This is a genomic window from Pseudomonas sp. PDM30 (assembly GCF_019218985.1).
In the GTDB taxonomy this organism is placed as follows: Bacteria; Pseudomonadota; Gammaproteobacteria; order Pseudomonadales; family Pseudomonadaceae; genus Aquipseudomonas; species Aquipseudomonas jessenii.
In genome coordinates, this window is the sequence record NZ_JAHUWM010000002.1 from 598,770 (window position 1) to 623,673 (window position 24,904).

At 60.6% G+C, this 24,904-nt stretch carries 21 protein-coding genes; 12 read left to right on the forward strand and 9 right to left on the reverse strand.

The window, feature by feature from the left end:
- Nucleotides 1–378: 378 nt before the first annotated feature.
- Both KW840_RS06745 and KW840_RS06750 read left to right on the forward strand, forming a co-directional pair.
- Complete coding sequence (locus KW840_RS06745; protein WP_057712982.1) at nucleotides 379–1,755, forward strand: L-serine ammonia-lyase; 1,377 nt, start codon at nucleotides 379–381, stop codon at nucleotides 1,753–1,755.
- A 540-nt stretch (nucleotides 1,756–2,295) separates the two neighbouring features.
- A complete protein-coding gene (locus tag KW840_RS06750) occupies nucleotides 2,296–3,399 on the forward strand; it encodes a GlxA family transcriptional regulator (RefSeq protein WP_007975492.1) in 1,104 nt (367 codons plus the stop codon).
- A 95-nt stretch (nucleotides 3,400–3,494) separates the two neighbouring features.
- Here KW840_RS06750 and KW840_RS06755 read toward each other — a convergent pair whose 3' ends face one another.
- From KW840_RS06755 to KW840_RS06780, 6 genes are all read right to left on the reverse strand, one after another.
- Nucleotides 3,495–3,761, reverse strand: coding sequence for a hypothetical protein (locus tag KW840_RS06755; RefSeq protein WP_007995656.1), 267 nt, complete (start codon nucleotides 3,759–3,761; stop codon nucleotides 3,495–3,497).
- Nucleotides 3,762–4,128: 367 nt separating this feature from the next.
- The gene (locus KW840_RS06760; protein WP_218494727.1) at nucleotides 4,129–5,292 is read right to left on the reverse strand and encodes a gamma-butyrobetaine dioxygenase; all 1,164 of its coding nucleotides are present in this window, start codon (nucleotides 5,290–5,292) and stop codon (nucleotides 4,129–4,131) included.
- A gap of 13 nt (nucleotides 5,293–5,305) precedes the next feature.
- Nucleotides 5,306–5,782, reverse strand: coding sequence for a thioesterase family protein (locus KW840_RS06765; protein WP_057712984.1), 477 nt, complete (start codon nucleotides 5,780–5,782; stop codon nucleotides 5,306–5,308).
- A gap of 153 nt (nucleotides 5,783–5,935) precedes the next feature.
- Nucleotides 5,936–6,901, reverse strand: coding sequence for an L-carnitine dehydrogenase (locus KW840_RS06770; RefSeq protein WP_090451847.1), 966 nt, complete (start codon nucleotides 6,899–6,901; stop codon nucleotides 5,936–5,938).
- Between the two features lie 144 nt (nucleotides 6,902–7,045).
- Entirely contained in the window at nucleotides 7,046–7,933 is an 888-nt protein-coding gene (locus KW840_RS06775; protein WP_007994462.1) for a 3-keto-5-aminohexanoate cleavage protein, read from the reverse strand.
- A 94-nt stretch (nucleotides 7,934–8,027) separates the two neighbouring features.
- A complete protein-coding gene (locus KW840_RS06780) occupies nucleotides 8,028–8,972 on the reverse strand; it encodes a choline ABC transporter substrate-binding protein (RefSeq protein WP_057712987.1) in 945 nt (314 codons plus the stop codon).
- 209 nt (nucleotides 8,973–9,181) lie between these two features.
- Here KW840_RS06780 and KW840_RS06785 point away from each other — a divergent pair, with 209 nt between their 5' ends.
- Nucleotides 9,182–10,126: a GlxA family transcriptional regulator gene (locus KW840_RS06785; protein ID WP_057712988.1), complete on the forward strand. Its 945-nt coding sequence runs from the start codon at nucleotides 9,182–9,184 to the stop codon at nucleotides 10,124–10,126.
- Between the two features lie 129 nt (nucleotides 10,127–10,255).
- On the opposite strand, the gene KW840_RS06790 is transcribed toward KW840_RS06785, so the two are convergent.
- Nucleotides 10,256–10,672: a DUF3010 family protein gene (locus tag KW840_RS06790; protein ID WP_057716545.1), complete on the reverse strand. Its 417-nt coding sequence runs from the start codon at nucleotides 10,670–10,672 to the stop codon at nucleotides 10,256–10,258.
- 61 nt (nucleotides 10,673–10,733) lie between these two features.
- Nucleotides 10,734–11,135 carry a lysozyme inhibitor LprI family protein gene (locus KW840_RS06795; protein ID WP_218494728.1) on the reverse strand — a complete coding sequence of 134 codons (402 nt, stop codon included), beginning with the start codon at nucleotides 11,133–11,135 and terminating at the stop codon, nucleotides 10,734–10,736.
- A gap of 236 nt (nucleotides 11,136–11,371) precedes the next feature.
- Here KW840_RS06795 and KW840_RS06800 point away from each other — a divergent pair, with 236 nt between their 5' ends.
- From KW840_RS06800 to KW840_RS06835, 8 genes are all read left to right on the forward strand, one after another.
- The gene (locus tag KW840_RS06800) at nucleotides 11,372–12,349 is read left to right on the forward strand and encodes a dipeptidase (protein ID WP_032829497.1); all 978 of its coding nucleotides are present in this window, start codon (nucleotides 11,372–11,374) and stop codon (nucleotides 12,347–12,349) included.
- A gap of 78 nt (nucleotides 12,350–12,427) precedes the next feature.
- Complete coding sequence (locus KW840_RS06805; RefSeq protein ID WP_008048169.1) at nucleotides 12,428–12,958, forward strand: DUF5943 domain-containing protein; 531 nt, start codon at nucleotides 12,428–12,430, stop codon at nucleotides 12,956–12,958.
- Between the two features lie 15 nt (nucleotides 12,959–12,973).
- The gene (dgcA, locus tag KW840_RS06810; protein WP_057712990.1) at nucleotides 12,974–15,034 is read left to right on the forward strand and encodes a dimethylglycine demethylation protein DgcA; all 2,061 of its coding nucleotides are present in this window, start codon (nucleotides 12,974–12,976) and stop codon (nucleotides 15,032–15,034) included.
- Between the two features lie 174 nt (nucleotides 15,035–15,208).
- Nucleotides 15,209–17,158, forward strand: coding sequence for a dimethylglycine demethylation protein DgcB (gene dgcB / locus KW840_RS06815; protein ID WP_057712991.1), 1,950 nt, complete (start codon nucleotides 15,209–15,211; stop codon nucleotides 17,156–17,158).
- A complete protein-coding gene (locus KW840_RS06820) occupies nucleotides 17,158–18,378 on the forward strand; it encodes an electron transfer flavoprotein subunit alpha/FixB family protein (RefSeq protein WP_218494729.1) in 1,221 nt (406 codons plus the stop codon). Before dgcB ends, KW840_RS06820 begins: the two co-directional genes overlap by 1 nt.
- Before the next feature lie 15 nt (nucleotides 18,379–18,393).
- Nucleotides 18,394–19,164, forward strand: coding sequence for an electron transfer flavoprotein subunit beta (locus KW840_RS06825; RefSeq protein ID WP_218494730.1), 771 nt, complete (start codon nucleotides 18,394–18,396; stop codon nucleotides 19,162–19,164).
- A gap of 193 nt (nucleotides 19,165–19,357) precedes the next feature.
- Entirely contained in the window at nucleotides 19,358–19,924 is a 567-nt protein-coding gene (locus KW840_RS06830; RefSeq protein WP_218494731.1) for a GNAT family N-acetyltransferase, read from the forward strand.
- Between the two features lie 178 nt (nucleotides 19,925–20,102).
- Nucleotides 20,103–21,308 carry a retropepsin-like aspartic protease gene (locus KW840_RS06835; RefSeq protein WP_256353204.1) on the forward strand — a complete coding sequence of 402 codons (1,206 nt, stop codon included), beginning with the start codon at nucleotides 20,103–20,105 and terminating at the stop codon, nucleotides 21,306–21,308.
- 806 nt (nucleotides 21,309–22,114) lie between these two features.
- Here the strand turns inward: KW840_RS06835 and gbcA are convergent.
- Nucleotides 22,115–23,410, reverse strand: coding sequence for a glycine-betaine demethylase subunit GbcA (gbcA, locus tag KW840_RS06840; RefSeq protein ID WP_057712996.1), 1,296 nt, complete (start codon nucleotides 23,408–23,410; stop codon nucleotides 22,115–22,117).
- A 282-nt stretch (nucleotides 23,411–23,692) separates the two neighbouring features.
- Between gbcA and gbcB the strand changes: the two genes are divergently transcribed.
- Nucleotides 23,693–24,793, forward strand: coding sequence for a glycine-betaine demethylase subunit GbcB (gene gbcB, locus KW840_RS06845; protein ID WP_090451831.1), 1,101 nt, complete (start codon nucleotides 23,693–23,695; stop codon nucleotides 24,791–24,793).
- The last annotated feature ends 111 nt before the right edge of the window (nucleotides 24,794–24,904 follow it).

Genomic DNA, 24,904 nt, shown 5'->3' on the forward strand with positions numbered 1-24,904 from the left:
GGTTGCGGTTGGATGGCGTTCTGGAGACAGCTCTACCGCAGCGCCTTGCAATCGAGTCGATATGATCATGTACCAGTGAAAATCTGACGCCTACAGGGTGCGTCGTATCCAGTACAGGGATGGTCGCATCCAGTGTCGGTGACGTCGTTTACAGATTTTTTCAGGCCCTTTTTCCCTTCTGAACCGCAAAAAAACAGCGAAAACACGGCGTAAAAGACACGCGGCGCTGGTGGGCATGAGTGCGTCGGTTAGAGACGTCGAACAACACGATAAAAGCTTGATGATGCGGTCATCTCGGCGGATTGCAGCTTGAGCGTAGCAGCTCCGTCACCGTGCGTTTTTGCGTGCGCAGTGGGCCCATCCAGGAGTTCGGCAGTAATGGCTATCAGTGTTTTCGACCTGTTCAAAATCGGCATCGGCCCATCCAGTTCGCACACCGTGGGGCCCATGCGGGCGGCGGCGTTGTTTGTGCAGGGCCTGCGCGAGCGTGGGTTGCTTGAGCAGGTGCGGCGTGTCGAAGTCCAGCTGTTCGGCTCGTTGTCGGCCACCGGTATCGGCCACGGCAGCGACAATGCAGTGATCATGGGGCTGATGGGCGAGTGGCCGGATGCGATTGATCCGTCGCAAATCGGCATCTGTATCGCCAACCTGCGCGAGACCGATACGCTGCTGCTCGACGGTCGCTTGCCGGTGCCCTTCATCTGGGGCCGGGACATGCGCCTGATCGACGAGAACCTGCCATTCCATCCCAACGCCATGACCCTGATTGTCGAGGGTGATGACGGCGAGTTGCATCGCGACACCTACTATTCGGTCGGCGGCGGTTTTGTCGTCGATGAAGCGCAGGCCTCCAGCGGTGTCGTCGACCTCGACAGCACTGTGTTGCCTTATGATTTTTCCAGCGCCGCCGAGCTGCTGGAACTGTGTAAAAAACACAACCTGCGCGTGGCTGAGTTAATGATGGCCAACGAGAGGGTGTGGCGCAGCGAGGATGAAATCCGCAGCGGCCTGATGAAGCTCTGGCGCGCCATGCAGGATTGCGTTGAACAGGGCCTCAAACACGAAGGCATCCTGCCCGGCGGGTTGAACGTGCGCCGCCGCGCGGCCAAGCTGCATCGCAGCCTGCAGGAACTGAACAAACCCAACGTGATCGGCTCGACCTTGAGCGCCATGGAATGGGTCAACCTGTTCGCCCTGGCGGTCAACGAAGAAAACGCCGCCGGCGGGCGCATGGTCACGGCACCGACCAACGGCGCGGCGGGGATCATTCCGGCGGTGCTGCACTACTTCATGAAATTCAGCGAGGCCGTGACCGACGCCAATGTCGTCGACTACTTCCTCGGCGCGGCGGCGGTGGGAATCCTGTGCAAGAAGAACGCCTCGATCTCCGGTGCCGAAGTCGGTTGTCAGGGCGAAGTCGGTTCGGCCTGCGCCATGGCGGCGGCCGGGCTGGCGGAAATCCTTGGCGCCACGCCAGAGCAGCTGTGCAACGCGGCGGAGATCGGTCTGGAGCACAACCTCGGCCTGACCTGCGACCCGGTGGGTGGGCTGGTCCAGGTGCCGTGCATCGAGCGCAACGCAATTGCCGCGGTGAAGGCGATCAACGCCGCGCAAATGGCATTGCGCGGTGATGGTCAGCACTTCATTTCGCTGGATCGGGTGATCCGCACCATGCGCGATACCGGTGCCGACATGCATGACAAATATAAGGAGACATCGCGGGGTGGGTTGGCGGTGAGTGCGGTGGAGTGTTGAGACCGCGTTGACCCCATCGCGAGCAAGCTCGCTCCCACAGGATTCGGTGTGGATTGGAGAAGTGAGACACACCATAAATCCCTGTGGGAGCGAGCTTGCTCGCGATAGCGCCAGACCAGTCAAAACTGCGCGCTAAGTGAACACCCGCTCGAAAGCGCGCCACCTTTTGGCGCGTCGCTCACAGATAAATCGCCTTGCCACTGATCGAGGGCCAGCCAGCCTTCGACCGCCCGTCACCCGTGCTTGCGGTGACACTCCTCTGCGATGCGGCGAAACGCCGTTCCCACAAGTGCTACCGAATTGCTCACAGCTTGTGGGCCGGGGCGCTTGCCAGTCCTGATGGCCATTTAAATCCCCATGCCTTGCAAGACATACATAGACACATTCCGACGTCGTTTTTAGGAGTTATTGAACGCGCATTCAAATTTAGGCATGGCAATTGCTCTGTCATTACAAAGCCCGTCTCCCACGCGAGAACGATGGCAATAAAAAGAGCCTCCGCCTGAGGCCATCACCCGCTTTGTGTGAGGAGATACCGCGATGACGACGTTCAACTCCGGGGCCCAACCCCAGAACCGTGCGCCTCAATCCATCGGCTTTCTGCTGCTGGACAATTTCACGCTGATTTCTCTGGCCTCCGCAGTGGAACCGCTGCGCATGGCCAACCAGTTGTCCGGTCGCGAGCTTTATCGCTGGACCACCCTCACCGTCGATGGCGGCCAGGTCTGGGCCAGTGACGGTCTGCAAATCACCCCCGACGCTTCCATGCACAAAGCCCCGCCGATGGACACCGTCATCGTGTGCGGCGGCATCGGCATCCAGCGCACCGTTACCCGGGAACACGTGTCATGGCTGCAAAGCCAGGCTCGCCAGTCCCGCCGCCTCGGCGCGGTGTGCACCGGCAGCTGGGCCCTGGCTTGCGCCGGCCTGCTCGATGGTTTCGATTGCAGCGTGCACTGGGAATGCCTGGCGGCGATGCAGGAAGCTTTCCCGCGTGTAGCGATGAGCACCCGCTTGTTCACCCTCGACCGTAATCGCTTCACCAGCTCCGGCGGCACCGCGCCGCTGGACATGATGCTGCACCTGATCAGTCGAGATCACGGACGTGAACTGTCGGCGGCCATTTCGGAAATGTTCGTCTACGAGCGCATCCGCAACGAACAGGATCACCAGCGTGTGCCGCTCAAGCACATGCTCGGCACCAACCAGCCGAAGTTGCAGGAAATCGTCGCGTTGATGGAGGCCAATCTTGAAGAGCCGATCGACCTGGACGAACTGGCGGTGTATGTCGCGGTGTCCCGTCGTCAGCTCGAACGCCTGTTCCAGAAGTACCTGCACTGCTCGCCGTCGCGTTACTACCTCAAGCTGCGCCTGATCCGCGCGCGACAGCTGCTCAAGCAAACGCCGATGTCGATCATCGAAGTGGCTTCGGTGTGCGGGTTTGTGTCCACGCCGCACTTCTCCAAGTGCTACCGCGAATACTTCGGCATTCCGCCGCGTGACGAGCGCGTAGGGTCCAACACCACCCAGCAAGTGGCGATGATGCCGTTGCCTCAAGCGCTGGTGCTGTCGCCGTTGTCCGGGCCGTTGTCGGCGCTGAGCCAGGCGCGTAATGAGTCTACGTTTGCCAGTGTAAGGCTCTAGACCGAGGCGCCTTCATCGCGAGCAAGCTCGCTCCCACATTGGTTTTGTGAACGACACAGATCTAATGTGGGAGCGAGCTTGCTCGCGAAGGCTGTTTATCGGCCTGTGTGGCTCTGCTGATACTCCGCCAGCGCCGGCAACAACTGCTTGTCGATCGCCTGGCGCACCGCCGGCAAGATGGTCGCGCTGCTGGTGTACATCTGTTTGACCATGGTCCGCAGGGTCATCGCCCGCACATCGTTCAAACCTCGTACCGCACACTCGCAGGCTTGCTCGGCGGTGGCGCCGGTGGGCACCTCGAAGCCCAACGACTTGAGCTGGCCCAACAGGTCTTCCTGGTCTATCAAATCGGCGTGCATCATGACGCAATCCTTCTTCAGGGAACGGTGTCTTGGTTCGATTCTGGTAGGGGTGCCGGGTGTCGGCAAGGGCGAATTGTCGCAATGGCAGCATTGGCTATGAACAGGTCGTTTTCGGGCAACTTGCCGGCCAAAGGAGGGGGCACACTGGACTCAGCTCGCTTCACGAAGGTTTGGTCACCCTCGCACGGCAGCTCCTCAACAGTACCCTCTGCCTCGATCCTGTCACGGCTTGATCGGGGTTTTTTTTGCCTGTGAATCCGGGAGATGGGAGGTGTCTGCACTGGCGCCATCGCGAGCAAGCTCGCTCCCACAGGTTATTCGCAATCCCTGTGGGAGCGAGCTTGCTCGCGATGAACGATCACGCGGTTCAGCGTTGCAACACCAGAATCCGCGACAACAACTCATCCCGGTCGACATAGCAGCCCTGGAAATGCCGCGCCCCGGTGGCGGGGTCGAAGGCGTTGCGGGCGTGCAGGGTGCGGCGGTTGTCGAAGCACCACAGTTCACCGGGATTGAGCCGCTGCATCAACCTGAATCGAGGCTCGCGGGTCATTGCGATAAAGCGCCGGTAGGCCTGATACAACTTGGGCATCTGCTCCACGGATGCATCGAAGGGGCCGCGCAGAAAGTTGGCCATGCGGATTTCCGACACCTGCCCCAACGTATCCAGGGCAATGATCGGTGCCAGGCAGCGGTAGTCGCTGTGACGGTCCTTGTTGCGAAACTCCACGGGGATTTCGCAGAGGCTTTTGAAAGATTCGGGGTCTTCCCGGCGCAAGGCGTCGGCAATGGCAAACCCGTCGACAAAAATGCTCTCGCCACCCTCGGCGTCATTGACCAGGCAATGCAGGAATTGCAGCCCCGGTTGCAACTCCCGGGTTGGCAAATCGCTGTGCAGCGGCAGATTGAACGCGGTGTAGGCGTTGCTGTCGGCGTCGGCCTTGGATTGCACGTTGAACAGCACGCCGAAATTGCTCTCGCGGATGAAGGAAATCCGTTGGGCGATCAGCTTCAGAGAGCCGGGTTCGGTGGGCACGCCACGGACTTGGGTCAATCCGACATCCCGTACCGCCAACAACCATTGCAACAAGGCGTCGGAGTCGTTCATCAGCGCCTGATACTCGAATACCGGCAACTGCAAATTACTGTGCCAAAGCCTGGCTTTTGGCTTGCGTGCCTGGCGCTCGGCGCGGGACTCGTCGTCGTAGGCGTGGGCGCGCAGCCAGCCGGGGTCGAAGCGGCTGCTGTGGCCGTCCTGCCAATCAATCGACAGGCAACCTTCGGTGTCGATGTGCACTTGGTCAGGGATCAAGTCTTGAGCTGTATCGACGATTTCCAGCACTTGCTCGCGGGTCACGGTGTACACGCACTGCGGGCACGGGCAATTGTCTCTCAGCCATTGATGGTGGAAGGGGCTGACGCGATTGTCGGCCCACTTCACCAGAACACGGTCCGCCAGGGTCTGCACGGCAGTCAGCGCGCTGATCAACGGATAGGTACGAAAGTCGGCAAAGGCAGCGGCGGTGTTCATGGCGATCTCCTTGTTATTTTTTTGGGGGTAATGCGATCACTCGGCCAATGTACTCGGGCGCTGGCAGGTCCGCCTGTTCGGCGACGATGGCTTGCAGCTGGCTCAAGGACTGCTCGCTGAACGGTGCCGAACGCGGCCCGGCGAGGTCCACGTGCAGCAGCATCTGTTCATTGCCAGCCAGTTCCCGGGCATCACCCACCAGATGCAGGCTGTGATAGAGGTGCACGCGCTTGTTGTCGTGGGCGATGATTTGGGTGTGCACTTCGACCTGGGCGTCGAGCTTCACCTCGTGCAGGTAATTGAGGTGCAGTTCGAGGGTGAACAGCGAGTTGCCGCTGGCCTCGCGGCTGTTGCTGTCCAGGCCCAGGCGATCCATCAGGGCATCGGTGGCGTAGCTGAAAATCAGCAGGTAGAAGGCGTCGCGCAGGTGGCCGTTGTAGTCGACCCAGTCGGGGATGATGGTGGTTTGGTAGGTGGTGAGGGTGGGCATGGTTTCTGATCCAATTTGTGTGGTGACCGGACTGCCGCTATCGCGAGCAAGCTCGCTCCCACAGGTGACCGAGTTGTATCAGACACCTGCGATCAAATGTGGGAGCGAGCTTGCTCGCGATGGGGTCAGCACTGCTGGCCCCAAAGCTTGGGCTTACTCGCTGAAGGCCATCCCATGCTTCTCTTTGGTGGTCTTCACCGCCTCCAGCACCGCCAGCAGGCAGTCATCACGATAGCGCTCCAGCGCCGAAATGCTGTGTTTACCCAGTTGATCGCTGGTGCCATCGACCACATCATCGATCAGTTTGTCGGTCAGCTCCGGCGCCGGCAGGTAGGTCCACGGCAATTGCAACGCCGGGCCGAACTGCGCCATGAAGTGACGCATGCCGGCATCGCCGCCGGCCAGGGTGTAAGTCAGGAACGTGCCCATGAACGACCAACGCAAGCCGGCGCCGAAGCGGATTGCATCGTCGATCTCACCGGTGGTCGCCACGCCGTCGTTGACCAGGTGCAGCGCCTCACGCCACAGTGCTTCGAGCAGGCGGTCGGCGATGAAACCCGGCACTTCCTTGCGCACGTGCAGCGGGCGCATCCCCAGGGACTCATAGACCTTCATGGCCGCTTGCACCGCTTCAGGGGCGGTGTTTTTACCGCCGACCACTTCCACCAGTGGCAGCAGGTAAACCGGGTTGAACGGGTGACCGACCACACAGCGTTCCGGGTGCGTCGAACTCTCGTAGAACTCGCTCGGCAACAGGCCAGAGGTGCTGGAGCCGATCAACGCATTGGGCTTGGCTGCCGCACTGATTTTGCTGTGCAGGTCCAGTTTCAGCTCCAGCCGTTCCGGGGCGCTCTCCTGGATGAAATCGGCATCGCGCACGCACTCTTCGATGGTCGCGACAAAACGCAGGCGATCCTGCGATGCACCCGGTGCCAAACCTTGTTTTTCCAGCGCGCCCCAAGCGTTGGCGACACGCTTGCGCAGGGCCGCTTCGGCACCGGGGGCCGGGTCCCAGGCCACTACATCCAGGCCATGGGCGAGGGCGCGGGATACCCAACCGCTGCCAATGACACCGCTGCCTAACGCTGCGAAGGTTTTGATTTCGGTGATAAAGCTCATGGCGATTTCCTGAATTTGGCTCGGAAAAAAAACTGTGGGAGCGAGCCTGCTCGCGATGGCGGTATTCCTGCCGCAGATGATGCTTCGGATGTACCGACGTCATCGCGAGCAGGCTCGCTCCCACAGGGGGAAAGTGTGTAAGGGTCAACCGCGCTTGGTCAGGCCCATTTTTGCTCGGCCTTCAGCCGGGGTCAGGACGCGGGCACCGAGGCGGCTGAGGATTTCCGTGGCGCGCTCGACCAGTTGGCCGTTGGTCGCCAGTACGCCCTTGTCCAGCCACAGGTTGTCTTCCAGCCCGACTCGCACGTTGCCGCCGAGCAACACTGCTTGTGCCGCCATCGGCATCTGCATGCGACCGATACCGAAACCGGCCCAGACCGCGTCGGCCGGCAGGTTGTCGACCATGGCTTTCATGGTGGTGGTGTCCGCCGGTGCACCCCAAGGGATGCCCAGGCATAGCTGGAACAACGGGTTGTCGAGCAGGCCTTCCTTGATCATCTGCTTGGCGAACCACAGGTGGCCGGTGTCGAAGATCTCCAGCTCGGCTTTAACGCCCAGTTCCTGGATGCGTTTGGCGCCAGCGCGCAGTTGGGCCGGGGTGGAGACGTAAATGGTGTCGCCGTCGCCGAAGTTCAGGGTGCCGCAGTCGAGGGTGCAGATTTCCGGCAGCAGTTCTTCGACGTGGGCCAGGCGGGTCAGCGGGCCGACCAGGTCGGTATTCGGGCCGAATTCCATCGGGTTCTCGCCGGCGCCGATTTCCAGGTCGCCGCCCATGCCGGCGGTGAGGTTGACGATGATGTCCACGTCCGCCTCGCGGATGCGCTCCATCACTTCGCGATACAGCGCCACGTCACGGCTGAACTTGCCGGTTTGCGGGTCGCGCACATGGCAGTGAACCACGGTGGCACCGGCCTTGGCGGCTTCCACGGCGGCGGCCGCGATTTGTTTCGGGGTGACCGGCACGTGCGGGCTCTTGGCGGTCGTGTCGCCAGCACCGGTGAGTGCGCAGGTGATGATGACGTCGTGGTTCATGAGGCGGTTCCTTACAGGCGAGTTTTTGGTTTTGGCCGGGCGTGGTGATCCCGTTCGCAGCCCGTTGGGGCTGCGAGTCGGTGGTTCATTCGGTTTATTTACTGGTCAGTTGCAGGTTTTCAGCAGCCGGTTTGCCATCGAAGGTGGTGACGCCTTCAAGCCAGCGCTTTTTGTCCTGCGGGTGATCCTTGATCCATTGTTTGGCCGACTCGAAAGCGTCCTTGTGATCCAGCAGCGGCTGCATCATCCGACTCTCGTCTTCGGCGGTGAACGTCAGGTTGCTCAGCAGGCGACCGATGTTCGGGCATTGTTCGGCGTATGTCGGTGCGGTGACGGTCCACACGGTGGCCTTGCCTTCGTCCGGCCCAAGGGCGTTTTCACTGCCGGTGAGGTAGGTCATTTTCACGTTGACGTTCATCGGATGCGGCGCCCAGCCGAAGAACACCACGGCTTCGTTGCGACGCACGGCGCGATCCACGGCGGCGAGCATGCCGGCTTCGCTGGATTCGACCAGCTGGAACTTGCCGAGGCCGAACTGGTTCTTGGAGATCATCGCCTTGATCTGGGTGTTGGCGCCCGAGCCAGGCTCGATGCCGTAGATTTTGCCGCCCAGTTCTTTTTCGAATTTGGCGATGTCAGCGAAGGTTTTCAGGCCCTTGTCGGCGAGGTAGGTCGGCACGGCGAGGGTCGCGCGGGCGTCCTGCAGGCTTGGCGCATCAAGCACCTTGACCTGCTTGGCGTCGACGAACGGGGTGATGGTCTGGGTCATCAGCGGGTTCCAGTAACCGAGGAACAGGTCCAGACGCTGGTCGCGGATCCCGGCGAAGATGATTTGCTGGGAGGCGCTGGTTTGTTTGGTGCTGTAGCCGAGGCCGTCGAGCAATACCTGGGTCATGGCACTGGTGGCGATCACGTCGGTCCAGTTCACTACACCCATGCGCACGTTCTGGCACGCGGCGGGTTCGGCGGCCATGACACTGGCGCTCAGCAAAGCGGTACCACTGAGTGCAAGAACACAGCTGCTGATCAGTCGTTTCATCTCGGGTTCCTCGGCAGTTCGTTTATTGTGAGTTCCGGTGTCTGATGCGCCGGTGATGCCAAGTTACGCAGCTAAGCGCCCATGAAAGCGCACTGCGGCGACCGACTCTTGCACTGCAGCGACCTGTGCTCTTGAATGCCGCGAGCAACAGGCGTATCAACGTCCTCACGCTCCTCGCCCTCTAGCTACCTGCCAATCGAGTGCGCTCCATGTCCCAGGATTTCTACTTCTTGTTGATGCCGGGTTTCTCGGCCATCGGATTTATCTCGGCCATCGAGCCGTTACGGGTGGCCAATCGCTTTCGTGGCGAGCTGTATCGCTGGCATGTGCTGAGCGCCGATGGCGGGGCGGTGCTGGCGAGCAACGGCATGTCGGTCAACGCCGATGCGGCGCTGGAGCCGTTGAAAAAAGGCGTGACGCTGCTGGTGGTGGCCGGGTTCGAGCCCCTGAAGTTCACCACCCCGGCGCTGGAACACTGGCTGCGCCGCCTGGACCACGAAGGCGTGACTCTCGGCGGCATCGACACCGGCAGCTTCATCCTCGCCGAGGCGGGTTTGCTCGACGGCCATCGCCTGACCCTGCACTGGGAAGCCATCGACGCGTTCAAGGAATCTTATCCACAGCTCAGCGTTACCCAGGAACTGTTCGAGATCGACCGCCGTCGCATCACCTCTGCTGGCGGCACCGCCTCTATTGATTTAATGCTGGATCTGATCGCCCAGGCCCATGGCCCGGAGCTGGCGATCCAGGTCAGCGAGCAATTCGTGCTTGGCCGCATCCGCCCGCGCAAAGACCATCAGCGCATGGAAGTCGCCACCCGTTATGGCATCAGCAACAAGAAGCTGGTTCACGTGATCGGCGAGATGGAGCAGCACAGCGAACCGCCGCTGAGCACGCTGGAACTGGCGGAATCGATCAAGGTGACGCGGCGGCAGCTGGAGCGCCTGTTTCGCCTGCATCTGAACGACACGCCGAGCAATTTCTACTTGCGATTAAGGCTGGAAAAGGCCCGGCAGTTGCTACGCCAGACCGACATGAGCGTGCTGGAAGTGAGCATTGCCTGCGGGTTTGAATCGCCGTCGTATTTCACCCGCAGTTATCGGGCGAAATATGAGCGGTGTCCGCGGGAGGATCGACGCACCGCCAAGGCATAATCACCCGAGAAACCTGTGGGAGCGAGCTTGCTCGCGATGAGGTCGGCACATTCAACATAGATGTCGACTGCCTTACCGCCATCGCGAGCAAGCTCGCTCCCACAGGTTATTGGTGTTCCGGAAGTTTATTTACTTCTTCACCAATGCCGAACACGCAGCCTTGTAAGCTTCATGCTGATACTTGTTCAGCGTTCCAGGCAGCTCGAAATTGTGCTTTTTGGCTTGGGCATTGATGGTCTGCGGCGACAGCAAGGTCACCTCGCAATTCTCCAGCAACTGGAAAACTCCCTCGATCTTGAACGTGGTCGGCCCGCCAGCGAACTCGCCTTTCTTGCTGCGTTTCTTGATCGCAATGCGGTCGATGGAATTCTCACGGACAAACGAAGCGACCTGAGCGGCGAATACTTTGACGTTGGCGGCCTCGTCGTCATCGTCCAGGGCAATTTTCTTGGTGGCGAGCGCGACATGGCTCAGCGCCTGACTGTCCAGCGTGGCCACGGCGATGATCGCTTCGCTGCCTTTGATTTCGATGCCGCAGACTTTCATGTTCAATCCCATTAGTGACAGAGGGTGTGCAGCTTACAGCTCAAGCTGGCTGGGGAACGGATCACTCCTGCCCAATCGACTCCAAAAACTCCGACCGCTCGTCGCTCATCCGTGCAATGCAATCGTTCTGGGCAATGGTGAGCGCCTTGCTGCCGTTGGTGGCCGGGAAGGCTTCGACGGCGCAGTCTGCGTCGCGGGTCTTCAGCCATTGCTGTTGGGCGGCTTTGATCTTGGCGGTGATGTCGGCCAGTTGCGACGGGTTTTTGCCGTATTGCGACTGCATGCGCTCGGTCAGGCCCTGGAGGTTTTCCTTGAGCAGGTCTTCGGCGGAGGTTTTGCTGAAGGCCGAGCACTCGAGGGTCTGGATGTCGTTTTCGACTTTGTCGCACGGGTTGTCGTCGGCTACCTCCGCTGCGTGTACGCCGGTCGCAATCAGTGCCATTGCCAGAATGATCGATTTCATTATCGTCGCCGCTCTTGTCCAGTGAAGCATCCAGTGATGCGGCGAATTCTGGCCCAAGCCAGGGGCCTTGAACAGGTCGATGATTGTGCCTGGCGACGACCCTTTGTCGCGGATTGACGCTTTCGGCAAACCCCCTGTCGTTTTTGCACCCGGCTGCCCCTGCACCGAGGCATATGCTGGCCCCAAAGCGCCGGCACACGATTCGGCGCATGAATCGCTAACAAGGGGACAGCCTGATGAGCCCAGCCGAATTGCACGCCGACAGCATCGTTATCGACGGGCTGATTATCGCCAAGTGGAACCGTGAACTGTTCGAAGACATGCGCAAGGGCGGTCTGACGGCGGCTAACTGCACCGTGTCGGTGTGGGAGGGCTTTCAGGCCACCGTCAACAACATCGCCGCGAGCCAGAAGCTGATTCGCGAGAACAGCGACCTGGTGATCCCGGTGCGCACCACCGCCGACATCCGTAAAGCCAAGGAGCAGGGCAAGACCGGCATCCTGTTCGGCTTCCAGAACGCTCACGCCTTCGAAGACCAGATCGGCTATGTCGAGGTGTTCAAGCAACTCGGCGTCGGCATTGTGCAGATGTGCTACAACACCCAGAACCTGGTGGGCACCGGCTGTTACGAGCGTGACGGCGGCCTGTCGGGCTTCGGTCGCGAAATCGTCGCCGAGATGAACCGCGTTGGTGTGATGTGCGACCTGTCCCACGTCGGTTCCAAGACTTCCGAAGAAGTCATCCTCGAGTCGAAGAAACCGGTCTGCTACTCCCACTGCCTGCCATCGGGGCTCAAAGAGCACCCGCGCAACAAGTCCGATGAAGAACTGAAGTTCATCGCCGACCACGGCGGCTTTGTCGGCGTGACCATGTTCGCGCCGTTCCTGGCCAAGGGCATCGATTCGACCATCGACGACTACGCCGAAGCCATCGAGTACGTGATGAACATCGTCGGCGAAGACGCCATCGGCATCGGCACCGACTTCACCCAGGGCCATGGCCAGGACTTCTTCGAATACCTGACCCACGACAAGGGCTACGCCCGCCGCCTGACCAGTTTCGGCAAGATCATCAACCCGCTGGGCATCCGCACCGTGGGCGAGTTCCCGAACCTGACCGAGACCCTGCTCAAGCGCGGCCACTCCGAGCGCGTGGTACGCAAGATCATGGGCGAGAACTGGGTCAACGTCTTGAAAGATGTCTGGGGCGAATAAGCCGCCGCACCTCTGAATCCTTTCCCCCGGCCGCCCGCGCCGGGGGCAACACCAAAATTTTTCTGGAGTTAAGTTTCCATGGCCAAGATCGCCCCGCAATTGCCAATCGAAGTCGACAGCGAAACCGGTGTCTGGACCTCCGACGCCCTGCCGATGCTGTACGTGCCGCGCCATTTCTTCGTCAACAACCACATGGGCATCGAGGAAGTGCTGGGCGCTGAAGCCTATGCCGAAATCCTCTACAAGGCCGGCTACAAGTCCGCCTGGCACTGGTGTGAAAAAGAAGCCGAATGCCACGGCCTGGAAGGTGTCGCGGTGTTCGAGCACTACATGAAGCGCCTGTCGCAGCGCGGCTGGGGCCTGTTCAAGATCCAGGACATCGACCTCGACAAAGGCACCGCCAGCGTCAAGCTCGAACACTCGGCATTCGTCTACGTGTACGGCAAGGTCGGGCGCAAGGTCGACTACATGTTCACTGGCTGGTTTGCAGGGGCCATGGATCAGATCCTCGCCGCTCGCGGCAGCAAGATCCGCACCGTGGCCGAACAAGTCTACGGTGGCTCCGAAGAGGGCCACGAAGACGGCTTGTTCACCGTCAAGCCGTTGTAAGTCGAGGAACCCGCCATGGCTTTCGAAGCAATGTTCCAGCCGATCCAGATCGGCAAACTGACCATCCGCAACCGCGTGCTCAGCACCGCGCACGCCGAGGTCTATGCCACCGACGGCGGCATGACCACTGACCGGTACGTCAAGTATTACGAAGAGAAAGCCAAGGGCGGTATCGGCCTGGCGATTTGCGGCGGTTCGTCCGTGGTGGCCATCGACAGCCCGCAGGAATGGTGGAGTTCGGTGAACCTGTCCACCGACCGCATCATTCCGCACTTCCAGAATCTTGCCGACGCCATGCACAAGCACGGCGCCAAGATCATGATCCAGATTACCCACATGGGCCGCCGCTCGCGTTGGGACGGTTTCAACTGGCCGACGCTGATGTCGCCGTCAGGCGTGCGCGAGCCGGTGCACCGTGCCACTTGCAAAACCATCGAGCCGGAAGAGATCTGGCGGGTGATCGGCAACTACGCTCAAGCGGCCCGCCGCGCCAAGGCCGGTGGCCTGGACGGTGTCGAACTGTCGGCGGTGCATCAGCACATGATCGACCAGTTCTGGAGCCCACGGGTCAACAAGCGTACCGACGAATGGGGCGGCACCTTCGAAGGCCGCATGAAGTTCGGTCTGGAAGTCTTGAAAGCCGTACGCGCCGAGGTCGGTGACGATTTCTGCGTGGGCATGCGCATCTGCGGTGACGAGTTCCACCCGGATGGTCTATCCCACGAAGACATGAAGCAGATCGCCAAGTATTACGACGATACCGGCATGCTCGACTTCATCGGCGTCGTGGGTTCGGGTTGCGACACCCACAACACCCTGGCCAACGTGATTCCGAACATGAGTTATCCGCCGGAACCGTTCCTGCATCTGGCTGCCGGCATCAAGGAAGTGGTCAAGGTTCCAGTGCTGCACGCGCAGAACATCAAGGACCCTAACCAGGCCACACGTATCCTGGAAGGCGGTTACGTCGACATGGTCGGCATGACCCGCGCGCACATCGCCGACCCGCACCTGATCGCCAAGATCAAAATGGGCCAGATCGACCAGATCAAACAATGCGTCGGTGCCAACTACTGCATCGACCGTCAGTATCAGGGTCTGGATGTGCTGTGCATTCAGAACGCCGCGACTTCTCGTGAATACATGGGACTGCCGCACATCATCGAAAAAACCACTGGCGTGAAACGCAAGGTGGTGGTGGTCGGCGCCGGTCCTGCCGGGATGGAAGCCGCCCGCGTGGCCGCCGAGCGTGGCCACGATGTGACCCTGTTCGAGAAAAAGGAATTCATCGGCGGGCAGATCACCACCGCATCGAAAGCCCCGCAACGGGACCAGATCGCCGGTATCACCCGCTGGTATCAACTGGAACTGGCGCGGTTGAAAGTCGACCTGCGCCTGGGCACCGCGGCTGACGCGCCAACCATCATGGACCTGCGTCCGGACGTGGTGGTGCTGGCCGTCGGCGGTCATCCGTTCATCGAGCAGAACGAACACTGGGGCGCGGCTGAAGGCCTGGTGGTCAGCAGCTGGGACATCCTCGATGGCAAGGTGGCACCGGGCAAGAACGTGCTGGTCTACGACACCATTTGCGAGTTCACCGGCATGTCGACCGCCGACTTCCTCGCCGACAAGGGCAGCCAGGTCGAGATCGTGACCGACGACATCAAGCCTGGTGTGGCGATTGGCGGTACGTCGTTCCCGACTTACTACCGCAGCATGTATCCGAAAGAAGTGATCATGACCGGCGACATGATGCTGGAGAAGGTCTACCGCGAAGGCGACAAGCTCGTAGCGGTACTGGAAAACGAATACACCGGCGCCAAAGAGGAGCGGGTGGTTGACCAGGTGGTCGTGGAAAACGGCGTGCGTCCGGACGAAGAAATCTACTACGCGCTGAAGGAAGGCTCGCGCAACAAAGGCCAGATCGACGTCGAAGCCTTGTTCGCGATCAAGCCGCAACCTTGCCTGGAACAGAGCGGCGACGGCTACCTGCTGTTCCGCATCGGCGACTGCGTGGCCCAGCGTAACGTGCACGCGGCGATCTACGACGCGCTGCGGCTGTGCAAGGATTTCTAACGGCTTGCACATAACCCTGTGTAGGAGCGAGCTCGCTCGCGATGAATTTGAAGGCGCCGCGTTCTTCCAGACCGCACGCGTCATCGTTAACGCCCATCGCGAGCAAGCTCGCTCCTACAGGGAGTCGAGCAAGGTATCCAGGTAGTTAAGCCCGAGGTCTTTGGGAGCTTCACCATGTTGAACACCCTTCTTCCAATCCTGTTGTTCGCCGCCCTGGGCCTTGGTGTCCTGGGCGCGTTGCGGCGGGTGGCCATGTGGCGCCGGGGCCGAGCCTCCAAGGTCGACCTGATCGGCGGCCTGTTCGCCATGCCCAAGCGCTACATGGTCGACTTGCACCATGTGGTAGCGCGGGACAAATACATTGCCAACACCCACGTCGCCACGGCTGGCGGTGCGGTGGCGTCCATCGTGCTGGCGATTCTGGTGCATGGTTTCGGCCTGCATAACCGCTTCCTCGGCTATGCGTTGCTGCTGATGTCGGCGGTGATGTTCGTTGGTGCGATCTTCGTTTACCTGCGTCGGCGCAATCCGCCGTCGCGCCTGTCGAAAGGCCCGTGGATGCGCCTGCCGAAAAGCCTGCTGGCGTTTTCGGCCTCGTTCTTCCTGTTGACCCTGCCGGTGGCGGGCATCCTGCCGGAAAATTTCGGTGGCTGGCTGTTGGCGGCGATTCTCGGGGTTGGCGTGTTGTGGGGCGTGTCGGAACTGTTCTTTGGCATGACCTGGGGCGGGCCGATGAAACACGCCTTTGCCGGTGCCTTGCACCTGGCTTGGCACCGCCGCGCCGAACGCTTTGGTGGTGGTCGTTCCACAGGGTTGAAACCGCTGGATCTTAGCGACCTGACCGCGCCACTGGGTGTGGAAAAACCCAAGGATTTCACCTGGAACCAGTTGCTCGGCTTCGACGCCTGCGTCCAGTGCGGTAAATGCGAAGCAGCGTGCCCGGCCTTCGCCGCCGGTCAGCCGCTGAACCCGAAAAAACTGATTCAGGACATGGTCGTCGGCCTGGCCGGTGGCACCGATGCCAAGTTCGCCGGTAGCCCGTATCCAGGCAAAGCCATTGGCGAACACGCGGGCAATCCGCATCAGCCAATCGTCAACGGTTTGGTAGATGCCGAGACGCTGTGGTCGTGCACCACCTGCCGCGCTTGCGTCGAGGAATGCCCGATGATGATCGAGCACGTCGATGCCATCGTCGACATGCGCCGTCATCTGACCCTGGAAAAAGGCGCGACCCCGAACAAGGGTGCCGAAGTCCTGGAAAACCTGATTGCCACCGACAACCCTGGCGGTTTCGCGCCGGGCGGGCGGATGAACTGGGCAGCGGACCTGAACCTCAACCTGCTCAGCGAAAAGAAATCCACCGACGTGCTGTTCTGGGTCGGCGACGGCGCCTTCGACATGCGTAACCAGCGCACCCTGCGCGCCTTCGTCAAAGTGCTCAAGGCGGCGAAAATCGACTTCGCCGTGCTCGGCCTCGAAGAGCGCGACAGCGGTGACGTGGCCCGGCGCCTGGGCGACGAAGCAACCTTCCAGCTGTTGGCCAAGCGCAACATCCAGACTCTGGCCAAATACAGTTTCAACCGTATCGTCACCTGCGATCCGCACAGTTTCCACGTGCTGAAAAACGAGTACGGCGCCTTCGATGGTAACTACCTGGTGCAGCACCACAGCACCTACATGGCAGAAATCATCGATGCTGGTGCGCTCAATCTTGGCCAGCACAAAGGCGACAGCGTGACCTATCACGATCCGTGCTACCTCGGCCGTTACAACGGCGAATACGAGGCACCGCGCCAGGTTCTGCGCGCGCTCGGGATTGAAGTGAAAGAAATGCAACGCTCCGGTTTCCGCTCCCGCTGCTGCGGCGGTGGTGGTGGCGCGCCGATCACCGACATCCCTGGCAAGCAACGCATTCCCGACATGCGCATGGAAGACATCCGCGAAACCGGCGCCGAACTGGTGGCCGTGGGTTGTCCACAGTGCACGGCGATGCTCGAAGGCGTGGTCGAACCCAGGCCGCTGATCAAGGACATTGCCGAGCTGGTGGCGGACGCGTTGCTTGAAGACGCCGCGCCGGGAAAGCCTTCGGCACCGGCCAAACGTGAACCTGCGGAGGTGCATTGATGAGTGACATTATCCGCCGCGACCCTCGCGCCGAATGGATCGCCCGCAACCGTCTGCACCCGCTGCACGCGGCCATGCAGCCAGCGCAGCACAGCTGGATGGGGCCTAACGGCGTCATCCGCAAGAATCCCCATGGCGTCGGTTTCATTGGCCCCAACGGCATCAAGCGCATTGACCGCAGTGGCGCACAGCAGGGCGGGGCGACCAAACGCTCGGCTGCCGTCGAAGTGCAATTGCCGCTGCATCAGGTGGCCGCGCCAGCGTTTTACATCAGCGTGGTGCCGGACATGGTCGGCGGCCGCTTGAGCAGCCACGACCGCGACCTGCTGGGCCTGGCTCATCAACTGGCCGGCAAGGACGGTGCAGTGCTGGCCGTGGTGTTCGGCGAACACAAGGAAAACGCTTTCGCCACGGCGGGCGTCGACCGCCTGTTGGTGCTGGAAGGCGAAGAATTCAGCGGTTATGCACCGGAACAACGGGTCCAGGGCCTGCGGGCTGTGGATAACCAGTTCAGCCCGCATCACTGGTTGCTGCCGGATAGCCGCAGTGGCGGTGGCGAACTCGGCCGACGTTTTGCCGCAGCACTGGGCGAACGCCCGGCCACGCGGGTCTGGCAAGTCAAGGATCAGGAGTGCATCGGCCGCGCCGGTGCTGGCCTGCAAGACCTTGCCCGTCCGCTGGCGCGACTGATTCTGGCGGCTGCCGAGTGCGCCGAGCCGGTCAGCGAAACCCGTCACGAAGCGCTGCCCGTGGAGTTATCCACAACCGTGGCACGCAGCCTGTCGCGGATCGAAGATCTGGGCGCAGTGGCCGTCGATCCGGCGGCAATCCCCATGGCTGAAGCCGAGTTCATTTTCTCCGGCGGCAACGGGGTCAAGGACTGGGGACTTTTCCACAGGACCGCCGAAGCCCTCGGCGCGACCGAAGGCGCATCGCGGGTGGCGGTGGACGACGGCTTCATGGCCCGCGACCGTCAGGTCGGGGCGTCCGGCACCTGGGTCACCGCACGGGTCTATGTGGCGGTGGGGATTTCCGGGGCGATCCAGCACCTGCAAGGTATTGGTGCCTGCGATAAGGTGGTGGCGATCAACCTCGACCCTGGCTGCGACATGATCAAACGGGCCGACCTGTCGGTGATTGGCGAAAGTGCCGAGATTCTTCAAGCCTTGATCGATGCGGTAGCGGTTTACCGCAACGACGCCAAGCGCGATGCGGCTTAAGGGAAGGAAAGGGTTATGAGCACGAAAATCATCAGCCTGGTGTCCATCGGCGCCCACCCGACGTCCGGTCGGCCGCGTCGCGCGGAACAGGATGCGCGGGCGGTGGAACTGGGCCTGCAATTGGCTGGGGATAACTTGCAGGTGCTGCATGCCGGCGACATCACCGAGCCTGCATTGCGCGCGTATCTGGGCATGGGCCTGGAACAACTGCACGTGCTGGAACAACCACAAGGCGGCGACGCGCTGCCGGCGCTGACCGATTATCTGCGCGATGCCGGAGCCCAGGTGGTGTTGACCGGCAGCCAGGCGGAAACCGGCGAAGGATCGGGCATGTTGCCATTCCTCCTCGCTGAAAACCTGGGCTGGCCGCTGGTGGTGGGGTTGGCGCATGTCGAGTCCATCGATGGCGGTTCGGCGCTAGTGCTGCAAGCGTTGCCGCGTGGTCAGCGTCGTCGCTTGAAGGTTCGCTTGCCGTTCCTGGCGACTGTGGATAACGCCGCGCCCAAGCCACGGCAGAGTGCCTACGGCCCGGCCCGACGCGGCGTGCTGCAAGCACAGGACGTCGAGGTCATCGACGATGAACTGCTCGCGGTCGCCACCCTGCAGCCGGCCAAGCCACGGCCCAAGCGCCTTAAGGTAATCAAGGCCAAGAGCGGCGCCGATCGCATGAAAGCCGCGACGGCCAAGGCCAGCGGTGGCGGTGGGCAAGTGCTCAAAGGCGTTACGGCGCAAGCGGGGGCAGAAGCGATCCTCAAGCTGCTGATTGAGGAAGGTGTGGTCCGCTAACCCGGTTTCAGCGCAGATCTCCTGTAGGAGCGAGCCTGCTCGCGATGGTGGTTAACGATGACGCGGGATGCCTGAATGACTGTGGTGTCCTCAGGTTTTTCGCGAGCAGGCTCGCTCCTACAACTTTGATCTTCGGTGAACGCTAACACTGGTCCCACCGGATGCCTGCATTACCAGAATTCACGGGGAAACAATGACAGTTGAATTTCGTTCGGCAGTCCGCGCGGATGCGCGTGAGATTGCGCGGTTGTTCCAGATTTCATCCGAAGGCGCTTCAGACTACATCTGGAGCCAGATCGCAGAGCCCGGCCAGGATCTGTTGGACGTCGGCACCATTCGGTATGCCCGGGACGACGTGGATTTCTCCTACCAGAATTGCCTGATTGCCGAGGCCGGTGGCCAGGTCATTGGCATGATGCACAGCTACGTGATGCGCCACGATCCACTGGCGGAGCCGACGACTGACCCGGTACTGGCGCCTTACGCCGACATGGAAGTGCCCGACACGCTCTATATCTCCAGCCTTGCCCTGCACGAGGGCTGGCGCAACAGGGGCCTGGGCGTGCAGTTTCTCGCCCATGCTCAAGAACGTGCCGACCAACTGGGGCTCAATGGCCTGAGCCTGATCGACTATGCCGCCAACACCGGCGCCCGGCGCTTTTACGAGCGGCACGGTTTCGAGATCATCAAAACCTGCCAGGTCACCCCTCATCCCATGATCCGCGTCACCGGTGACGCCTATCTTATGCACAGGCCCTGAATCTGCGGGGGTTCTAACCAGCGAAGGTTATCCACAACGCCACGCGCCCTCGTCCCACGTTGACGAGGGCGGTGAGCTACAGTTTTCTATGCGCTGATCAAGAGTGCGACACGCTTTCGGGAGTTTTCAGACGTTCAGCGCTGACTCATGAAATCCGGTTTTTATGACTGGCTTGAACATGAAGACTTTCGCTCTTCCGGCGCTTTTTGCATCGACCCTGTGGATATCCACCGGCTTGCTGTCTGCTGTCCCGGCAAACGTGCCCGTGGCTGATCAGGACTTTTATCAATGGCTGGAGACCGGGCAGGGGCGCGACGCGTCTCTGGCGCAGCTACGGCAGCAGTGCGACAAGGTACTGGATGCCGATAAGCACCTCAGCTGTTCAGTGACGGTCCTGGCCAGAATGCTCGAAGCCAAGGCCGCCAACCAAATCCCTGAATACTATCTGGCCATCAAGGGCAAGCATGCCCGGGCGATTGCGGTCGATGCCGACCTGAATGCCCTGTTCTCCATGTTTGGCAGCGAATCACTGGCTATTCTGACGAGGGCTGGCAATTTCTCGGTCAAGGGATCTGCGCGACATGAGGTGCTGCAGCTCCATCCGTATGCCAATGACTTCCACATCGCTGAACAGGCGCTGCCATTTATCGAGGTCGGCGCGGCCAACGGAGTCTCGGCGCGTTTTGTACTGGACACGGGGGCACCGCAAACCCGGGTCAATATCGAGACTGCGAAACAGATGGGCATCAGGATGTTGCCCGATGCTCATTATCGTTACAGCACGTTTTATGGCGAAAGGGGCCTGGCTGCGAGGTTGGGAATTCTTGGGTCACTGAGAGTCGGCACCCGTGAGTTCAGGAACGTCCTGGTCTTTGTCAGCGACCGGGATAATTTGTTGGGGCTGGATCTGATCAGCAAGCTGGGGCGCTTGAAGATAACCAGGAGAACACTGGAGCTTAATCCGCCACCTGCCCGGCGCTGTGATGCGCCAATTGTCTTGAGCCGCCTGGATCTCAACCAACGGCTGGTAGTTGCCGCACAGCTGGATCGTCGGACAACGCAAGCCATCATCGATACGGGAAATGTCGACTACCTGACGGCCGCGTCGCCCGGCAGGCACGTCAGCGTGGCGCAGGCGCTGACACCGGGAGGCTCGAACGTTTACAACGGCGACAATAAGCACTTTCAACGCTTCACCGGCGTATTGGCCCTGCAAGGCGACACCTTGGTGGTCAGCTACAAATACTACCCGGGCTTTACCATCCCGCCGTCGTTGGTGGACGGACAATACGTGCCGTCGATATTACTCGGATGGCGCGCCTTCAAAGACTTTGAATTGAACCTGGATCTCGATTCAGGTCGCTCATGCCTCAATAGAGTCTGAACAGCTTGGACGGTTACCCACAATCCCTGTTGGTGGTTCTGTGGATAACATGTTCGCCCCTCGCCACACCCCATACAAATCAAGCCTTGCATGGCGTCGATCAAAAAACACCCAGCCTGGCTCGTGGTTTTTCCATGCTTTTTCAAGGGGATATGTGCTGCTGCTGATGCAGACTTGCCCCCAATCTCTGTTGGCGCTTCTGTGGATAAGATGTTTGCTATCGGCTGCAGGCCTTATAAACAGCGGCGTGTAGGCTTTTGATCATAAAATGATCAAAAGCCCGTTTGGCGCCGTGAACCTCCGCGCAAACGCCGAGTTCCTGCGGGTTTTAGCGGTTTTCCACAGCCCTTGCGAAGTTAACCCCAAAGTCTGTTGGCGCTTCTGTGGATAAGGTGTTTGCCATCCTCTGAAAGCCTTGCAGTCCGTGACTTTCAGGCTTCTGGTTAAAAAATGACCAGTGCGCCAGTGGAAGCATGCTTCTGGATAAGTCACGTTTTTTCTTTGGTTTTTGTGAAGAGATTTTGCAGTCTTTCCACAGTTGTCCCCAATAGCTGTGGGTGGAGATGTGGATAACTTGTTTGCGGAAGGCTGGGAGGCGTGCGCAGCATAGCTCTGAACGAAATAGATCATATTTCGTACAGTTCTAAAGATAGAGGAATGTGTAGCGGGGAGAAAACCTGTTGCGAGCAAGCCCCTTGTAGGAGCGAGCTTGCTCGCGATGGTCGTGAACGATGACGCGAAAAGACAGATGACCAGCGGTGCCCCTGGATTTTTCGCGAGTAAGCTCGCTCCTACAGGGGCATGCTTTAGCCTTGAACCGGAACCCCTTTGAGGTAAGGCGCAGGCTCGGCACCCAAGTTGCTCAGCAGGCGCTCGCTGTACCAGTCCACAAAGTTCACCACACCGAACTCATAGGTCTTGGAGTACGGACCAGGCTGGTACGCGGTGGAGTTGATGCCGCGCTGGTTTTCTTCGGCCAGGCGACGGTCCTGGTCGTTGGTGGCGTCCCAGACCTGGCGCATGCGCTCCACGTCGTAGTCCACGCCTTCGACCGCGTCCTTGTGCACGATCCACTTGGTGGTGACCATGGTTTCCTGAGCGCTGATCGGCCACACGGTGAACACGATGATGTGGTCGCCCATGCAGTGGTTCCAGGAGTGCGGCAGGTGCAGGATGCGCATCGAGCCCAGGTCAGGGTTCTTGATGCGGCCCATCAGCTTGGCACAGCCCTGCTTGCCGTCCATGGTCATCGACACGGTGCCCTTGAGCAGCGGCATGCGCACGATGCGGTTGCGCAGGCCGAAGCTGGCGTGGGCGTAAGGGATCTTCTCGGCTTCCCAGGCAGCGGCGGAGGCGGCTACGTGGTCCTTGAAGGCCTGGTCGGCGCGCGGGTCGGTGACGTCGTCCCACTCCAGCAGGGTTTTCAACAGTTCCGGGTGCGACGCGTTGCAGTGGTAGCACTCGCGGTTGTTTTCCAGCACCAGTTTCCAGTTGGCCTTTTCCATCAAGGTGGTTTGCACCGCCACCTTGGTGTTCTCCATGTCGTACGGTTCCATGTAGTGGTTGAGCGTCGACAGGAAGTCATCGATGGCCGGCGGGTTCTCCGCCAGGCTGATGAAGATGTAGCCGCCAGCGGTCTTCACGTTCACCGGCTTGAGGCCGTACTGGTTCATGTCGAAGTCGGCGCCCATTTCGGTGCCGGCGAACAGCAGGCGGCCGTCGAGTTCGTAGGTCCACTGGTGATAGTGGCAAACCAGCTTGGCGACCTTGCCCTTGTCGCTTGTGCACAGGCGCGAGCCACGGTGACGGCAGACGTTGTGGAACGCGTGCACCACGCCTTCGGCGCCACGGATCACGATGATCGGGTTCTTGCCGATCTGCAGGGTCAGGTAGTTGCCCTTGGTAGGGATCTCGCAGGTCATGCCGGCGATCAACCACTCTTTCTGAAAGATTTCCTGCATGTCGATATCAAACAGGCGCTCGTCGGAGTAAAACGGCTGCGGCAGCGAGAACGTGCGCTCGCGCTCTTGCAGCATCTGCGCGGTGGCCTTGCGTGCGGGTTCCAGCGGATCGCCCAGGCTCAGGGTAGTAGTGACGTCCATCGTGTATTTCCTCAAGGCCATCTGCGTGGCCGCGAAAGTGGCTGATCAGGGTTGCTACGCAAGGTGTAAAGAATGTGTCTTGGTATGGGGCGAGTGTGGGGCCGGCGCAGGCCAGAACCTTATCCATGGGCGACATGGTGCAATCTGTTCCCGACGCGCAAGCCCCAGTCGTTGGGGGCTGGTCGCGATAAGCATGTCAATGTCGCAGATAGGTAAATGGGTGATCTGCGCTATACGCAGAATCGCCAACATGAAGGCCGGCAGTCGGCCGTGGAGATCAGCATGTCCAATAGTTTCCTGAATCCGGTAACCACCCAGACCTGGGCCAATGGTCGGCACATCGTCCGTTGCGTCAAAGTCATCCAGGAAACCTGGGATGTGCGCACCTTCTGCTTCATGGCCGATCAGCCGATCATGTTCTTCTTCAAACCGGGGCAGTTTGTCACCCTGGAGCTGGAGATTGAAGGCCAGCCGATCATGCGTTCGTACACCATTTCCAGCTCGCCATCGGTGCCGTACAGCTTTTCGGTGACCATCAAGCGCGTACCGGGTGGCAAGGTCTCCAACTGGCTGCACGACACCCTGCACGAAGGCCAGGAGCTGGCGGTGCACGGACCGGTCGGGCTGTTCAATGCCATGGACTTCACCGCGCCAAAGGTGCTTTACCTCAGCGGCGGCGTCGGTATCACGCCGGTCATGTCCATGGCGCGCTGGTTCTACGACACCAACGGCAATGTCGACATGGTGTTTATCCACAGCGCCCGTTCGCCCAAAGACATCATTTACCACCGTGAGCTGGAACACATGGCGTCGCGGATCGACAACTTCAGCCTGCACCTGATCTGCGAGAAGCACGGTATGGGTGAGCCCTGGGCCGGTTATCGCGGTTACCTGAACCACAGAATGCTTGAATTGATGGCGCCGGACTTCCTTGAGCGCGAAGTGTTCTGCTGCGGCCCGACACCGTATATGAATGCGGTCAAGCGCTTGCTGGAAGCCGCTGGCTTCGACATGTCGCGTTATCACGAAGAATCCTTCGGTGCGACCCCGCCAGAGGCGCGCGCCGACGCCGTGGAACACGCCGAGCAAGCGGCCGAGGCACCGGAAGTCGACGTGGCGGATCTGCACCAGGTGGAGTTCACGGCGTCCGGCAAGAGCATTCGTGTGGCCCCGGGCGAGACCGTGCATGCGGCGGCGGCCAAGGTCGGCCTGATGATTCCGAAAGCGTGCGGCATGGGTATCTGCGGCACCTGCAAGGTGTTGAAGCTGGGTGGTGAAGTGGAAATGGACCACAACGGCGGGATCACCGAGGAAGACGAAGCAGAAGGGTTCATTCTTTCGTGCTGCAGCGTGCCTAAAGGCGACGTGCGCATCGAATTCTAATGGTTGCGCAATAGTCCCTGTAGGAGCGAGCCTGCTCGCGATGGACGTCAACGATAACGCTGACAACCTGACCCCCCGCGGTGTTCTCAGGTTCATCGCGAGCAGGCTCGC

Bases quoted from the DNA above. Each gene is read 5' to 3' on its own strand.
- KW840_RS06765 (WP_057712984.1), bottom strand. From the start codon at position 5,782: ATGCCCACCCTCACCACCTACCAAACCACCATCATCCCCGACTGGGTC.
- KW840_RS06760 (WP_218494727.1), bottom strand. From the start codon at position 5,292: ATGAACACCGCCGCTGCCTTTGCCGACTTTCGTACCTATCCGTTGATC.
- gbcA (WP_057712996.1), bottom strand. From the start codon at position 23,410: ATGGACGTCACTACTACCCTGAGCCTGGGCGATCCGCTGGAACCCGCA.
- KW840_RS06820 (WP_218494729.1), top strand. From the start codon at position 17,158: ATGAGTGACATTATCCGCCGCGACCCTCGCGCCGAATGGATCGCCCGC.
- KW840_RS06795 (WP_218494728.1), bottom strand. From the start codon at position 11,135: ATGAAATCGATCATTCTGGCAATGGCACTGATTGCGACCGGCGTACAC.
- KW840_RS06780 (WP_057712987.1), bottom strand. From the start codon at position 8,972: ATGAAACGACTGATCAGCAGCTGTGTTCTTGCACTCAGTGGTACCGCT.
- KW840_RS06790 (WP_057716545.1), bottom strand. From the start codon at position 10,672: ATGAAAGTCTGCGGCATCGAAATCAAAGGCAGCGAAGCGATCATCGCC.
- KW840_RS06770 (WP_090451847.1), bottom strand. From the start codon at position 6,901: ATGAGCTTTATCACCGAAATCAAAACCTTCGCAGCGTTAGGCAGCGGT.
- dgcB (WP_057712991.1), top strand. From the start codon at position 15,209: ATGTTGAACACCCTTCTTCCAATCCTGTTGTTCGCCGCCCTGGGCCTT.
- KW840_RS06750 (WP_007975492.1), top strand. From the start codon at position 2,296: ATGACGACGTTCAACTCCGGGGCCCAACCCCAGAACCGTGCGCCTCAA.
- KW840_RS06835 (WP_256353204.1), top strand. From the start codon at position 20,103: ATGAAGACTTTCGCTCTTCCGGCGCTTTTTGCATCGACCCTGTGGATA.
- dgcA (WP_057712990.1), top strand. From the start codon at position 12,974: ATGGCTTTCGAAGCAATGTTCCAGCCGATCCAGATCGGCAAACTGACC.
- KW840_RS06800 (WP_032829497.1), top strand. From the start codon at position 11,372: ATGAGCCCAGCCGAATTGCACGCCGACAGCATCGTTATCGACGGGCTG.
- gbcB (WP_090451831.1), top strand. From the start codon at position 23,693: ATGTCCAATAGTTTCCTGAATCCGGTAACCACCCAGACCTGGGCCAAT.
- KW840_RS06745 (WP_057712982.1), top strand. From the start codon at position 379: ATGGCTATCAGTGTTTTCGACCTGTTCAAAATCGGCATCGGCCCATCC.
- KW840_RS06775 (WP_007994462.1), bottom strand. From the start codon at position 7,933: ATGAACCACGACGTCATCATCACCTGCGCACTCACCGGTGCTGGCGAC.
- KW840_RS06825 (WP_218494730.1), top strand. From the start codon at position 18,394: ATGAGCACGAAAATCATCAGCCTGGTGTCCATCGGCGCCCACCCGACG.
- KW840_RS06785 (WP_057712988.1), top strand. From the start codon at position 9,182: ATGTCCCAGGATTTCTACTTCTTGTTGATGCCGGGTTTCTCGGCCATC.
- KW840_RS06830 (WP_218494731.1), top strand. From the start codon at position 19,358: ATGACAGTTGAATTTCGTTCGGCAGTCCGCGCGGATGCGCGTGAGATT.
- KW840_RS06755 (WP_007995656.1), bottom strand. From the start codon at position 3,761: ATGATGCACGCCGATTTGATAGACCAGGAAGACCTGTTGGGCCAGCTC.
- KW840_RS06805 (WP_008048169.1), top strand. From the start codon at position 12,428: ATGGCCAAGATCGCCCCGCAATTGCCAATCGAAGTCGACAGCGAAACC.